The sequence below is a fragment of the Consotaella aegiceratis genome, from assembly GCF_036541425.1.
GTDB lineage: Bacteria > Pseudomonadota > Alphaproteobacteria > Rhizobiales > Rhizobiaceae > Consotaella > Consotaella aegiceratis.
Genome location: NZ_JAZHFT010000006.1, coordinates 107,569 through 119,926, shown reverse-complemented (window position 1 = coordinate 119,926; position 12,358 = coordinate 107,569). Strand labels below are relative to the sequence as shown.

The 12,358-nt window shown below is 65.5% G+C and carries 15 protein-coding genes; 11 read left to right on the top strand and 4 right to left on the bottom strand.

The features are described from left to right. Nucleotides 1-173: 173 nt before the first annotated feature. The 4 genes from SMD10_RS06640 (at nt 174) to hisH (ending at nt 2,439) form a co-directional block, all read left to right on the top strand. Complete coding sequence (locus SMD10_RS06640) at nt 174-551, top strand: hypothetical protein (RefSeq protein WP_331684880.1); 378 nt, start codon at nt 174-176, stop codon at nt 549-551. 127 nt (nt 552-678) lie between these two features. Continuing rightward, nucleotides 679-1,287 (top strand): imidazoleglycerol-phosphate dehydratase HisB, encoded by a 609-nt coding sequence (hisB, locus tag SMD10_RS06635; RefSeq protein WP_331684879.1) that lies wholly within the window; start codon nt 679-681, stop codon nt 1,285-1,287. Between the two features lie 28 nt (nt 1,288-1,315). After that, a complete protein-coding gene (locus SMD10_RS06630) occupies nt 1,316-1,786 on the top strand; it encodes a DUF2628 domain-containing protein (protein ID WP_331684878.1) in 471 nt (156 codons plus the stop codon). Further along, nucleotides 1,786-2,439, top strand: coding sequence for an imidazole glycerol phosphate synthase subunit HisH (gene hisH, locus SMD10_RS06625; protein ID WP_331684877.1), 654 nt, complete (start codon nt 1,786-1,788; stop codon nt 2,437-2,439). The genes SMD10_RS06630 and hisH overlap by 1 nt, the downstream gene beginning before the upstream one ends. On the opposite strand, the gene SMD10_RS06620 is transcribed toward hisH, so the two are convergent. Next, nucleotides 2,436-2,714: a hypothetical protein gene (locus tag SMD10_RS06620; protein ID WP_331684876.1), complete on the bottom strand. Its 279-nt coding sequence runs from the start codon at nt 2,712-2,714 to the stop codon at nt 2,436-2,438. The genes hisH and SMD10_RS06620 overlap by 4 nt on opposite strands. A gap of 249 nt (nt 2,715-2,963) precedes the next feature. Between SMD10_RS06620 and hisA the strand changes: the two genes are divergently transcribed. The 6 genes from hisA (at nt 2,964) to coaA (ending at nt 6,944) form a co-directional block, all read left to right on the top strand. Next, complete coding sequence (hisA, locus tag SMD10_RS06615) at nt 2,964-3,713, top strand: 1-(5-phosphoribosyl)-5-[(5-phosphoribosylamino)methylideneamino]imidazole-4-carboxamide isomerase (RefSeq protein WP_331684875.1); 750 nt, start codon at nt 2,964-2,966, stop codon at nt 3,711-3,713. Nucleotides 3,714-3,938: 225 nt separating this feature from the next. Next, nucleotides 3,939-4,523, top strand: a complete 585-nt coding sequence (locus tag SMD10_RS06610; protein ID WP_331684874.1) for an AAA family ATPase — start codon at nt 3,939-3,941, stop codon at nt 4,521-4,523. Between the two features lie 33 nt (nt 4,524-4,556). Continuing rightward, nucleotides 4,557-4,757 (top strand): hypothetical protein, encoded by a 201-nt coding sequence (locus tag SMD10_RS06605; RefSeq protein WP_331684873.1) that lies wholly within the window; start codon nt 4,557-4,559, stop codon nt 4,755-4,757. Next, nucleotides 4,754-5,533: an imidazole glycerol phosphate synthase subunit HisF gene (hisF, locus tag SMD10_RS06600; RefSeq protein WP_331684872.1), complete on the top strand. Its 780-nt coding sequence runs from the start codon at nt 4,754-4,756 to the stop codon at nt 5,531-5,533. The genes SMD10_RS06605 and hisF overlap by 4 nt, the downstream gene beginning before the upstream one ends. A gap of 40 nt (nt 5,534-5,573) precedes the next feature. Further along, complete coding sequence (locus tag SMD10_RS06595; RefSeq protein WP_331684871.1) at nt 5,574-5,891, top strand: phosphoribosyl-ATP diphosphatase; 318 nt, start codon at nt 5,574-5,576, stop codon at nt 5,889-5,891. Nucleotides 5,892-5,987: 96 nt separating this feature from the next. Next, on the top strand, nt 5,988-6,944 hold the full coding sequence (gene coaA / locus SMD10_RS06590; RefSeq protein ID WP_331684870.1) for a type I pantothenate kinase: 957 nt from the start codon (nt 5,988-5,990) through the stop codon (nt 6,942-6,944). Between the two features lie 140 nt (nt 6,945-7,084). Here the strand turns inward: coaA and SMD10_RS06585 are convergent, their stop codons facing one another. The 3 genes from SMD10_RS06585 to SMD10_RS06575 form a co-directional block, all read right to left on the bottom strand. After that, a complete protein-coding gene (locus tag SMD10_RS06585) occupies nt 7,085-9,415 on the bottom strand; it encodes a methyl-accepting chemotaxis protein (protein ID WP_331684869.1) in 2,331 nt (776 codons plus the stop codon). Nucleotides 9,416-9,645: 230 nt separating this feature from the next. Then, nucleotides 9,646-10,356 (bottom strand): helix-turn-helix transcriptional regulator, encoded by a 711-nt coding sequence (locus SMD10_RS06580; protein WP_331684868.1) that lies wholly within the window; start codon nt 10,354-10,356, stop codon nt 9,646-9,648. 266 nt (nt 10,357-10,622) lie between these two features. Beyond that, nucleotides 10,623-10,835 carry a hypothetical protein gene (locus SMD10_RS06575; protein ID WP_331684867.1) on the bottom strand — a complete coding sequence of 71 codons (213 nt, stop codon included), beginning with the start codon at nt 10,833-10,835 and terminating at the stop codon, nt 10,623-10,625. A 48-nt stretch (nt 10,836-10,883) separates the two neighbouring features. Between SMD10_RS06575 and hslU the strand changes: the two genes are divergently transcribed. Then, nucleotides 10,884-12,188: an ATP-dependent protease ATPase subunit HslU gene (hslU, locus tag SMD10_RS06570; RefSeq protein ID WP_331684866.1), complete on the top strand. Its 1,305-nt coding sequence runs from the start codon at nt 10,884-10,886 to the stop codon at nt 12,186-12,188. The last annotated feature ends 170 nt before the right edge of the window (nt 12,189-12,358 follow it).

Genomic DNA, 12,358 nt, shown 5'->3' with positions numbered 1-12,358 from the left:
AACCGATCCGGCTCCCATGTGGGCGCGCGGCCTGGATTTGCCAAGCGCCGCTATCCGCGGCGGCGCCCGAAGCCGCGTTTCGGCCAAGCCTCTTGTGGGACGCCGGACGACCCGCCCTATCTCTCCGAGCGTCCGGTCGGATCGGCTGCTGTTGTGTTCGGAGCGTGGTTCCAATGCTGAAAACCGTCCATGTCTCCTATAGCCTCGGCGAGGCCCTGGCGACGGCGAGTTCGCTGGAGGCCGCCGGCCTCGTCTGCCATGTCGCGGCGGCGGAGATCTGCCGGCAGAGCTTCATGCATCTCGTGGCCTTCGGCGGGCTGGAAATCCAGGTGCCGACGAGCGAAGTGGAAACCGCCCGCGCCCTGATCGCCCAGGCCAATGCCGCGCCTTCGGATGCCCGGCTGGAAACGGAGACGCAGGCCTTGCGACGCCGCTTCTTCAGCCTTGGGCTGGTCGGACTGCTGCTGTCGATGTGGAGTGGGGTCCCCTTTCCGGTCTGGTCGAGGGCACGGCGGTGGCTTGTCGCGCCAGCCGGCGCCAGCGTGCGCTGAGTTCCACGCCAGGTCTCGGCAATTCTGTCGGCCGTGCCCCCTTCGCGCGAAGACGAAACTGGACTAGACGGAACGGGCGGGTTTGTATGCCGCGATGAAGCGCGGCAAGGATTGGAGACGATCAGCGATGGGCGAGACCGCAGGGCGGCGTGACGCCACGATCGAGCGCAAGACCAACGAGACGTCGATCCGCGTCCATGTGGACCTCGACGGCACGGGCAAGGCGAAGGTCGAAACCGGTGTCGGCTTCTTCGACCACATGCTCGACCAGCTCGCCCGCCACTCGCTGATCGACATGACGGTTCAGACCAAGGGCGACCTCCACATCGACGACCACCATACGGTGGAGGATACCGGCATCGCGCTCGGCCAGGCGATCCGCCAAGCGCTCGGCGAACGGCGCGGCGTGCGCCGCTATGCCTCGCTCGACCTCGCCATGGACGAATGTCTCACGCGCGCCGCCATCGATGTCTCTGGACGCCCCTTCCTGGTGTTCAAGGCGGAGTTCTCGCGCGCGAAGATCGGCACGTTCGACACCGAGCTGGTGCGGGAGTTCTTCCAGGCGCTGGCGCAGAACGCCGGCCTGACGCTGCACATCCAGAACCTTTATGGCGGCAACGCCCACCACGTGGCCGAAACCTGTTTCAAGGCGGTGGCGCGCGTGCTCGGCGAGGCGATCTCGATCGATCCCCGGCAGGCCGATCTGGTTCCCTCCACCAAGGGCATGCTGGCATGAGGCATCGCAGGCCAGGGAGCGGGCCTCGATGACCCGCTATCTCGTGTTCGAGCCTCCGGCCGGCCGGCCGGCGGACAGCGGCGCCGTGTTCGTGCGGGACAGATGGTCGTTTTGGGGCCTTCTGTTTCCGCTGTTCTGGCTGCTGCGTTACGGCCTGTTCATCTCGGCACTCTGCGTCTTCGTGATCGGCCTGGCGATTAGCGCGGCCAGCGATTGGGCCGGTCTCGACTATGAGGCGCTCGCCCTGTCGCTGCTCGTCGGTCTGCTGGTCTCGCTGGAGGGATCGTCGCTGCGGGCCTGGCGCTATCGGCGCCGCGGCTGGCGCGAGACCGCCATCGTCCAGGCCGCCAGTTTGACGGAGGCGGAGATGAGTTATTACGCCGGCAAATCATCGGTTGATCAACCGGACTTCGTGGCGGTACCGCCGCCTCCGCCCTTTGGCGGAAGCGCCCCTCGGCCAACGCCGCCGAGCCTCCTCGACGTTCCCGGGAGACGCTGATGCAGACCATCGCCATCATCGACTACGGCTCGGGCAACCTGCATTCGGCGCTGAACGCGTTCCGGCGCGCCGCCCGCGACAATGCCATCGACGCCGAGATCGTCCTCACGGCGGAACCGGAGCGTGTGCGCGCCGCCGATCGCGTGGTGCTGCCGGGGGTCGGTGCCTATGCCGATTGCCGCGCCGGCCTTGCCGCCGTGCCCGGCATGGAGGATGCGCTTCTGGAGGCGGTGGAGCGGCGCGCCGTTCCCTTCCTCGGCATCTGCGTCGGCATGCAGCTGATGGCGTCCCGAGGGCTGGAAAAGACCGTGACCGAAGGGTTCGGCTGGATCGAGGGCGACGTCGTCATGATCGAGCCGGGCGATCCGGCGCTTAAGATCCCCCAGATCGGCTGGAACACGATCGACCTCACACGCGAGCACCCGCTGTTTGCCGGCATCCCGACCGGCGAGGCCGGGCTGCACGCCTATTTCGTCCACTCCTATCACCTCGCCGCAAGGCGGCCGGACGATGTCGTCGCGATTACCGATTACGGCGGTCCGGTCACGGCGGCGGTGGCCAGGGACAACAAGGCGGGCACCCAGTTCCATCCCGAAAAGAGCCAAAGGCTCGGCCTCTCGCTCATCGCCAATTTCCTTGGCTGGAGACCCTAACGATCGAACAGAGAGCCTTGCAATGAAACAAACTGCACCTTTCGGTGCGGAATGTGCCAATCAAAAAGGCCTTCGATTGACTTGTTAGGATATTGCTTCTGGAACTGCTGGATTGCCTCCTCGCGGCTACCCTCATGATCGAGGCCTGACCACACCTCGTAAACTCTTCGGGGATCTACTCGGAACCGAGCCCAAATATGACGGCGCATCATGCCTTGAGCTCGAAGCAACCAGCATTCTACCGCCTCATCAAACGTCAAGTTCTTATCAGCCATTCTCCACTGCCCTTTTTAAAATGAGTGGAAAACGGTGCCATCACCCTCGCGCAATCTGCCTCGAATATGCGATTCTGCATCTTGGCATCATTCCGATGCGTTGTTCCGCGGCACCGTCTGTTAGCGGATAGAAAAGCCAGGGTTGCCGCCCTGGCTTTTCATTGGGCATGGCATTATTAACGCGAGTCGCTGAGGAAGAGTCTGGGACTCCTTGCGCTCTTCCACAGGTTTATTCGACGTTGTGGATGTATGCCTACTCCTACTCTTTTTCCCGCTATCGACCTCAAGGACGGCGCCTGCGTGCGGCTGAAGCTCGGCGACATGGACCAGGCGACGGTCTATAACGCCGATCCGGCGGCCCAGGCGCGGGCCTTTCGCGACATCGGCTTTTCCTGGCTGCACGTGGTCGACCTGAACGGCGCCTTCGCCGGGCAGGCGGTCAACGGCGATGCCGTCGACGGTATCCTGGCGGCCGTCGGCGGCTCCATGAAGGTTCAGCTCGGCGGCGGCATCCGCACGCTCGCCGACATCGAGCGCTGGCTTGACAAGGGGCTGGCGCGCGTCATTCTCGGCACGATCGCGGTGCGTGATCCCTCTCTCGTCAAGGAAGCGGCACGGCGTTTTCCGGGCCGCGTCGCCGTCGGAATCGACGCCAAGGGCGGCAAGGTCGCGGTCGAAGGCTGGGCCGAAACCTCGGAATTGTCGGCCTTAGAGCTCGGCAAGCGATTCGAGGATAGCGGGATATCCGCCATCGTCTACACCGACATCGATCGCGACGGGGTGCTCGCAGGAATCAACTGGCCCTCGACGATCGATCTGGCGAATGCCGTGTCGATTCCCGTCATCGCGTCGGGCGGACTGGCCTCTCTCGATGACGTGCGCCGGCTGACCGAGCCGGACGCCCGGCGCCTCGAAGGCGCGATCTCCGGCCGGGCGCTCTACGACGGACGCCTCGACCCACACGAGGCCTTGGCGCTGCTCAACCGCGCCAATCCTTAACGAATTGTTTCACGTGAATCACCGAAACGTCTTCGCGCGAGGCTGAGAGCTTGGCCTCGCGGCTCTCGATATGACGACAAGCCGCTTGCCGAGTTCGGCGCGTTCTGACGTATCCTCGCTGCTGCGTCGCGTCTAAAGTGAAATGATCTCGCTTCCTTGGCAGCCATCGGGAGTCGTTGCATCGCGCGCGATGATGGTCTTTCTCCATCTCACTCGAGAACAATCATGACCGAAGAAACCTACAGCCTCGAAGATGCCGTGGCGGCCAGCGGCCGCTTCGTCGTCATCACCGGATGTTCCGGTGGCGGAAAGTCGACAATGTTGGCCGCTCTCGCCGCGCAGGGCCACTCGACGGTCCCAGAGCCGGGACGCCAAATCGTCAAGGAGCAGCACTTCATCGGTGGCTCGGCACTGCCCTGGGTCGATCTCTCCGCCTTCGCCGAGCTCTGCGTTTCGCGGGCCATGAATCAGCTTGCCCTGGCCGCGCGCCATCCCGGTCGCTCGTTCTTCGACCGTGGCATCGTCGATGCGGTCACCGCGCTGGAGCGTCTCGGGCGAACGGTGCCGCCGCATCTTTCGGCGGCCGCCGAGCGGCTGCGATACCACCAGCTCGTCTTCGTCGCCCCGCCCAGGCCCGAGCTGTTCTCGACCGACACCGAGCGCCGACACGATTTCGACGCGGCGGTCGCCGAGTACGAATCCCTCGGGCCCGCTTATCGCCGCCGGGGCTACGTGCCGGTAGAGCTGCCGCGTGTCGGCGTCGAGGAGCGGGTCGACTTCGTCCTGAAGCGCCTCGACGCGGATCTATGACGGCTTCCGAAATCGATGGGCCGCGGTGCCGGCTTGCCGACATCCGCCCCGGTGTTGCATAACCACCTGACCGCCGGCTTCCGCCTGCCGCCGGCCATTCCTTTAGCGATAGGCGATCCCGCCATGAGCCTGAAAGCCTCGCCCCTCTCCTGCCTCGATGCCGAGGCCCGCGGCGCTGGCCGTGCCAGTCGCCTCGCGACGACGAACGATATCAAGAAGGCGGCTGTCCGATGAGCCTCAAGGCCCGCGTTATTCCCTGTCTCGACGTCAAGGACGGCCGCGTCGTCAAAGGCATCAATTTCGTCGACCTCGTCGACGCCGGAGATCCGGTGGAGGCCGCCAAGGCCTATGACGCGGCGGGCGCCGACGAGCTCTGCTTTCTCGACATCACAGCCTCCTCCGACAATCGCGACACCATCTTCGACGTGGTGGCGCGCACGGCCGCGCATTGCTTCATGCCGCTGACCGTCGGAGGCGGCGTGCGCGAGATCGCCGACGTGCGCAAGCTGCTGCTCGCCGGGGCGGACAAGGTGTCGATCAACACCGCCGCCGTGCGCCGGCCCGAGTTCGTGGCCGAAGCGGCCGACAAGTTCGGCGACCAGTGCATCGTCGTCGCCATCGACGCCAAGCAGGTCGAGGACGGCCCGGCCCCGCGCTGGGAAATCTTCACCCATGGCGGCCGCACGCCGACCGGTATCGACGCCGTGGAGTTCGCCGCCCGCGTCGTCTCTCTCGGTGCCGGCGAAATCCTGCTCACTTCGATGGATCGGGATGGGACGAAGGCGGGTTTCGACCTGCCGCTGACCCGTGCGATCGCCGACGCCGTCCACGTTCCGGTGATCGCCTCGGGCGGCGTCGGCACACTGGATCACCTCGTCGAGGGGATTCGCGACGGCCATGCCGGCGCCGTGCTCGCTGCCTCGATCTTCCATTTCGGAACCCACACCATCGCCGAAGCCAAGGCCCACATGGCCAAGGCCGGCCTTGCGGTGCGACAAGACGCCGCCTGACAGCTCGGGCCGGACCGTTCTATCCGCCCCTGGAGGACCCATGTCGGAATTTTCGCTCAGCGATCTGGAGACCATCGTGGCGGCGCGCGCCCGGTCCGACGATCCGAAATCCTATACGGCCAAGCTGACGCGGGAAGGCGCCGGCCGAGCCGCCAAGAAGTTGGGAGAAGAGGCGGTCGAAACGGTGATCGCCGCCCTGTCGGAGGATCGCCAGGCGCTGACGTCGGAAGCCGCCGATCTTCTCTACCACCTGCTGGTGGTGCTGCATCTCAAGCAGGTGCCGTTATCCGCCGTGCTGTCAGAACTCGGCCGGCGCACCGCCCAGACCGGCCTGGAAGAAAAGGCATCCAGAGAATGACGCGTCGATCCCGCCGATGCTGGCCATCGGATGAGGGCCACCGGCCCGGGAGAGGGCCGTCGTCAACAGTCTCCGGGATCATCGCACAGGCGTGACATGGACCAGCTCACTCCATCCTCGCTTTCGCCCTACCGGTTCTTCACCGCCGAGGAGTGGTCGCGATTTCGCGCCGACCAGCCGCTGACCTTGACCGAGGACGAGGTGCGGCGGCTGCGCTCGCTGGGCGATCCGATCGTCCTCGAGGAGGTCGCGCGCATCTATCTGGCGATCTCGCGGCTGCTCTCCGCCCATGTCGAGGCGACCCAGTTGCTGTTCGCCCAGCGCCAGCGCTTTCTCGGCAGCGCCGGCGCCGTGAAGACACCGTTCATCATCGGCATCGCGGGCTCGGTCGCGGTCGGCAAGTCGACGACGGCGCGCATTCTCAAGGAGCTGCTTCGCCGCTGGCCGGGCACGCCGAAGGTCGACCTCGTCACCACGGACGGCTTCCTGTTTCCCAACGCGGTGCTCGAGGCCGAAGGCCTGATGCGCCGCAAGGGGTTCCCGGAAAGCTACGACATGCCGGCGATGCTGCGTTTTCTCTCCGACATCAAGGCCGGCGTGGCGCATGTCGAGGCGCCGGTCTATTCGCATTTCCTCTATGACGTGATGCCTGGCCAGACGGTCACCGTGGACCGGCCCGACATCCTGATCTTCGAGGGTCTCAACGTGCTGCAAGTGCGCGAGATGCCCAGGGACGGCCAGGTCGTGCCCTTCGTTTCGGACTTCTTCGACTATTCGATCTATATCGACGCGGCGTCGGCCGACATTCGCCGCTGGTACATGGACCGGTTCAAGCGGCTGCGCGCCACGGCCTTCCGCGACGAGGAATCGTTCTTCCACCGCTACTCGCAGATCAGCGAGGAGGAGGCGCTGGAGATTGCCGAGACGCTGTGGCGCGAGATCAACGAAAAGAACCTGATCGAAAACATTTTGCCGACGCGGCCGCGCGCCGACATCATCTTGCGCAAGGGCGCCAACCACTTCGTGGAGCAAGTGGCGCTCAGAAAGATCTAGGTGCACTGACGGCGCCTCGGGCTTCCTTGGCTCCCCATACATGCGGGCTCCGCGTGGACTCATCGGGAATCCGGGCCCCGCCGGCTTTATGGCGCCGGCCGCCTCTCCCCAGCCTCGGATGAACAGCTGGACCTCGGCCGCTAGAACCGAGACCAATCCTCGCCCGGTGCGGCCATGGCGACGGCGGCCGTGACCCGTCCCGAGGGCCGCCGCAGCGGGATGACCCGACTGCCGGCAGGCGCCGTGGCGGACAACCCGGAAGAAGCCTCCTCCTCCATCGCGAAGTCGGCGTCTTCGAGATCTCCGTCCCGCTGCGTCCGCTCGTACGGACGAGTGCGGAAGCGAGCCATGGTCGTCGCCAGATCTTCGGTCTCGTCGGCCAGCGAGCGGGCCGCCGCGGTGGTCTCCTCAACCATCGCCGCGTTCTGCTGCGTGACCTTGTCCATTTCGTCGGCCGATGCGGAGACCTCGCGCAGGTTGATCGCCTGGTCGCGCGCGCTGTCGGCGATCGCGGCAATCGTTGCGGCCATGCTGGCGACGCCGCTCACGATGTCCTGCAGCGCGTCGCCGGATTCGGTGACCAGGGCGACGCCGCTTCGCACCTCGCCCTCCGACGTCGCGACGAGCCCCTTGATCTCCTTGGCGGCCTCCGCCGAACGCTGAGCCAGCGCACGGACCTCCTGGGCGACGACGGCAAAACCCTTGCCGGCCTCGCCGGCGCGGGCCGCCTCGACCCCGGCATTCAGCGCCAGCAGATTGGTCTGGAACGCGATCTCGTCGATCACCGAGATGATGGTGCCGATCTGATGGGAGGAGCTTTCGATGCGATGCATCGCGTCCACCGCCTTGGCGACGATGTGCCCCCCGCTCTCGGCCTTCTCCCGCGCCTGGATCGACACGTCCTGAGCGGCACGGGAGTGCTCGGCGGTCTGGCCGACGGTCTCGGTGACCTTGGACAAGGCCGCCGCGGTTTCCTCCAGATGCACCGCCTGGCGTTCCGTGCGCTGGGCCAGGTCGCCGGACGCCGCCGAGATTTCCGACAATCCGGCCTGGATCGACGTCACCGACGCCACCACCTCGCCGACGGCCTCTTCCAGTTTCTCGACGCTGTCGTTGAACTTGGCCCGGATCGGCTCGAACTCGTCGGCCACCGGCTCCGTCATGCGCACCGTCAGATCACCCGCCGATAGGCGTTCGAAGCTGACCTCGACCAGACCGACGAAGCTTCGAAGGTCTTCGGCCTTGGCCCGATCGAAGCGCTCCTGCCGCTCGCGCTGACGCGACTGCTGGGTGCGGGCCTCTTCGGCCTCCGCCGTCAGAAGATCGCGTTCGAGCGCCGCTTCCTTGAACGTTCCGACCGCCTTGGCAATCTCGCCGACTTCGTCGCGGCGGTCGGTGCCGGGGATCTCGATCTCGTTGTCGCCGGCGGCCAATTGCTTGATCACCTCGGTGATGCGCCCGAGCGGCCGCGTGATGGAGCGCCCAGTCACATAGCCGAGGGCCATCAGCACGACGATCAGTCCGCCGCCGACCAGGACGGACAGACGCAGATCCTCTGCGGCTCCCGCCCGTACGGCTTCCACCGCCTCGGGCATGCGCCCCGCCACGGAGGACTTGGCGAAGCTCGCCAGGAAGTCGGCACGCTGGGTCATCGCATCGAACCACTCGGCACCGTCGATGCCTTCGATTTTCTGGCCGGGAGGCAGGAAGACGACCCGCTGATACAGGAACTGGGCATTGGCGCCCGAAGCGCCGGTCAGGCCGTCCTGCAACCCGTCGGTCAGGTCCGCCGGAGCGGTCTGGTAAAACTGCTCCAGAGATTGGTCTTCCGCCCCCTTCAGCTTGGCCAGGGTGACGGTGTCGCTGCGCCCGAGCATTCCCTTGGTCAGCACGCTCGCCCCGAACGTGCCCATTCGGCCGACCTGTTCGCCGGCAGACTCGAGATGGTCGAGAGCGACGACCATGGCCCGGATCTCCGGCTGCTCGACTGTCGTGCCGAGCAGCGACATCGCGTTGATCGCGGCATCGATGACGCTGTCGTAACCCTTGGTCGCGGATTCCAGCAACATCGTGCGCTCATCCGTCGCCTGCCGCGATTTGGGAAGCGCCTCGCCGATCGCGGCGTCGATCTCCGCCAGCTTGGACTGCAGGACAGGGCTGCTGGAAAAGGTCGATTCGAGCGCGCTCGCCTCCCTGAACTCGGCAATCCTTGCATCGGTGGCAACCCGCTGTTCCTGCACCTGCGATAGGAAGTCGGCGCTTGCCGAGGCGAGGTATTGCGCCGAGCGCCCGCGTTCCTTCTGCAGCGCCGAGGTCATATCGATCAGATGAACCAGGATCTCCTGATCGTTGCTCAATCGGGCCATGGCGCGCGAGGTCGCCCAGGTGTCGGCGACGATCCAGCCGACCAAGGCAGCGATCGCGATCACCGGCACGGCCACCAAAAGGAGGATCCTGCGAGAGATTGTCATCCAGCTTGCTCCTGTTGAACCGGGCGGCAAGCTAAATGCTCAGTGTTAATGACTATTGCCGGAGTGAACCCTCGATTCGACAAAAAGTCACGAGGACTGGCCAATCGACCTGCGGCGTGGCGCCGCAGCGGCGCGCCCATTGTTTCCGGTCAGGACGTCGCCCGGTCTGGCCCGAGCCCTGCGCGGCAATCGCGGATCGGCGGCCGATCCTTCGATGATGGGAAGTGGATCTAGCTCAGATAGCCAAGTTGCGCCGCCATGGCGACGGCATGCGTGCGGTTGGCGGCGTTGAGCTTGCGGGCCGACGCGTTCATGTGCTGCGAAACCGTGTGCTCCGAGATATTGAAGATCCGGCCGATCTCCGAGGACGTCTTGCCGAGCATCGCCATCCGCAGGCACTCGCGCTCGCGCAAGGTCAGCGGGTTGGTGCGGCGATTTTCCTCGAAGCGAATCGCGGCGAACATGCCGAGCACGGCGAAGGCGACGATTTGGAGCTCGCCCATTTCGTGGTCGGAATAGTCCGTACGCGGGCCGGAGAGCGCCAGCGCGCTCTCCATCGAGCCCATCCCATAGACCGGCAGATAGATGCCGCCCGAGATCCCCTCCTGGGCCATAAGATCGGCCGCCGGACTGATCTCGCCGTCGAGGCCGCCATAGAGCAGGTCGACGTCCCAGACGAGCGGGCTCGGATCGCCCAGCAGCGCCCTTACGATCGGCGTGAACCGGGTCAGCCCCAGCTTTTCGTAGGTTCGCTGGAAACGCGGCGTCCAGTTCGACAGCATCAGCTTCATCTCGACCTTGCCCTCTTCTGCAGCGGGAATGGTGATGATGCCGTATTGCAGGAACCCGTAGTGTTCGCAGATCTGTTCCAGCCCCTCGACCAACGAGGCTTCCTGCCAAGGGGTCGCCAAAGCGCCGAAGATCGGATTGACCGCCGACATCTCAAGCGTCTCCCGCTATGGCTCGGCTGTCGTCGGCGGAGCGTGCCAGGCCTAGGGTGGCGGGCACTCTCCAGCGCCGAACGGCCATGCATCGCAGGGCAGCTATCGGCGCCACGGTCGCCTCCTTCCAGACTTCGTCATAGCGGTATCGACCTCATTTCGAATCGCCATCGGCAGCATGCCAGCGAAAGGGATTCCGTTAAAGGTCTAACTACGGCGGGGACCGGGAAGCGGCGCCACTGGCACTCTGGCCTGCGGACTCCCATCTAGAGCCTCGTGCGATAGAGCGGGCCTGTTTCGGGAAGTGCCTCGACCGACGCGATCGAAAGGTCGGCCGAGAACGCTTTGGCGAGGTCACGTCCGGCGATTGTGGCGATCAGGCACCAAGCCGTCATGGTGGCGGCCCGCTCGATCCTGTGGAGTCCTGCCGGCGTGGCGACCTCTTCCCCGCGATATCGCGCCGGGCCCATCGAGGCCATTCCACCGTCCGGTGCTTCGGGCCGGACGCAACCCGAATAGAGATGTTGATGACCGACTTTTCTCCTCGTGAAATCGTGTCCGAACTGGACCGCCACATCATCGGGCAAAAGGACGCCAAGCGTGCCGTCGCCGTGGCCCTGCGCAATCGCTGGCGCCGCCAGCAGCTGGAAGGCTCGCTGCGCGAGGAGGTGATGCCCAAGAACATTCTCATGATCGGACCGACCGGCGTCGGCAAGACCGAGATCTCGCGCCGTCTCGCCAAGCTCGCGGGCGCGCCCTTCATCAAGGTCGAAGCGACCAAGTTCACCGAGGTCGGCTATGTCGGCCGCGACGTCGAGCAAATCGTGCGCGATCTGGTCGAGATCGCCATCGGCCTGGTGCGCGAGAGAAAGCGCGAGGAGGTGAAGGCGAAGGCCCATCAGGGCGCCGAGAACCGCGTGCTCGACGCGCTGGTCGGCAAGACCGCCTCGCCGGCGACCCGCGACAGCTTCCGCAAGAAGCTTCGGGCCGGCGAACTCGACGACAAGGAGATCGACGTCGAAGTGGCCGACACCGGCAGCCCCTTCGGCGGCGTCGACATTCCCGGCATGCCGGGCGCCAATATCGGCGTCCTCAACCTCTCCGAAATGTTCGGCAAGGCGATGGGCGGACGCACCAAGCAGCGGCGCACCACCGTGCGCGACAGCTATGAGCTGCTGATCGGCGAGGAATCCGACAAGCTGCTCGACCAGGAGCAGGTGGTGCAGGAGGCGATCGAAGCGGCCGAAAACAACGGCATCGTCTTCCTCGACGAGATCGACAAGGTGGCCACCAAGGACGGCTACGGCGCCGGCGTCAGCCGCGAGGGCGTGCAGCGCGATCTGCTGCCGCTGGTCGAGGGGACGACGGTCGCCACCAAGCACGGGCCGGTGAAGACCGATCACATTCTTTTCATCGCCTCGGGCGCTTTCCACGTGTCGAAGCCTTCGGATCTGCTGCCCGAATTGCAGGGGCGCCTGCCGATCCGAGTCGAGCTTCGGGCGCTGACCAAGGACGACTTCCGCCGCATCCTGACGGAGACCGAGGCGAGCCTGATCAAGCAGTACGTGGCGCTGATGGCGACCGAGAACGTGACACTGGAGATTACCGAGGACGCCATCGACGCCATCGCCGACACCGCCGTCAGCCTCAACGCCTCGATCGAGAACATCGGCGCGCGGCGCCTGCAGACGGTGATGGAGCGGGTGCTGGACGACATCTCCTTTGAGGCGCCGGACAAGACGGGCGAGAGCTTCCGCGTCGACGCCGCCTACGTCCACAAGGCGCTCGACGGCATCGCCGGCAACACCGACCTGTCGCGTTACATTCTCTAGAACGGCCCACGTTCGGGTTGAATTGCGGTGGCGCCCTAGCTTCCCGTTTTCCCGCAGGCTTTAGGCTTCGGCACCATCGACGGCCAGTTCTCCGGACTGGCCGTTTTCAATTGGCGCGTTGCCTAGAACGGATCGTGGCGCGTTGACGAAAACGTGCGGCCGCGACGGTC

Coding starts and splice junctions, on each gene's coding strand:
- SMD10_RS06640 (WP_331684880.1), top strand. CDS start 174: ATGCTGAAAACCGTCCATGTCTCCTATAGCCTCGGCGAGGCCCTGGCG.
- hisB (WP_331684879.1), top strand. CDS start 679: ATGGGCGAGACCGCAGGGCGGCGTGACGCCACGATCGAGCGCAAGACC.
- SMD10_RS06630 (WP_331684878.1), top strand. CDS start 1,316: ATGACCCGCTATCTCGTGTTCGAGCCTCCGGCCGGCCGGCCGGCGGAC.
- hisH (WP_331684877.1), top strand. CDS start 1,786: ATGCAGACCATCGCCATCATCGACTACGGCTCGGGCAACCTGCATTCG.
- SMD10_RS06620 (WP_331684876.1), bottom strand. CDS start 2,714: ATGGCTGATAAGAACTTGACGTTTGATGAGGCGGTAGAATGCTGGTTG.
- hisA (WP_331684875.1), top strand. CDS start 2,964: ATGCCTACTCCTACTCTTTTTCCCGCTATCGACCTCAAGGACGGCGCC.
- SMD10_RS06610 (WP_331684874.1), top strand. CDS start 3,939: ATGACCGAAGAAACCTACAGCCTCGAAGATGCCGTGGCGGCCAGCGGC.
- hisF (WP_331684872.1), top strand. CDS start 4,754: ATGAGCCTCAAGGCCCGCGTTATTCCCTGTCTCGACGTCAAGGACGGC.
- SMD10_RS06595 (WP_331684871.1), top strand. CDS start 5,574: ATGTCGGAATTTTCGCTCAGCGATCTGGAGACCATCGTGGCGGCGCGC.
- coaA (WP_331684870.1), top strand. CDS start 5,988: ATGGACCAGCTCACTCCATCCTCGCTTTCGCCCTACCGGTTCTTCACC.
- SMD10_RS06585 (WP_331684869.1), bottom strand. CDS start 9,415: ATGACAATCTCTCGCAGGATCCTCCTTTTGGTGGCCGTGCCGGTGATC.
- SMD10_RS06580 (WP_331684868.1), bottom strand. CDS start 10,356: ATGTCGGCGGTCAATCCGATCTTCGGCGCTTTGGCGACCCCTTGGCAG.
- SMD10_RS06575 (WP_331684867.1), bottom strand. CDS start 10,835: ATGGCCTCGATGGGCCCGGCGCGATATCGCGGGGAAGAGGTCGCCACG.
- hslU (WP_331684866.1), top strand. CDS start 10,884: ATGACCGACTTTTCTCCTCGTGAAATCGTGTCCGAACTGGACCGCCAC.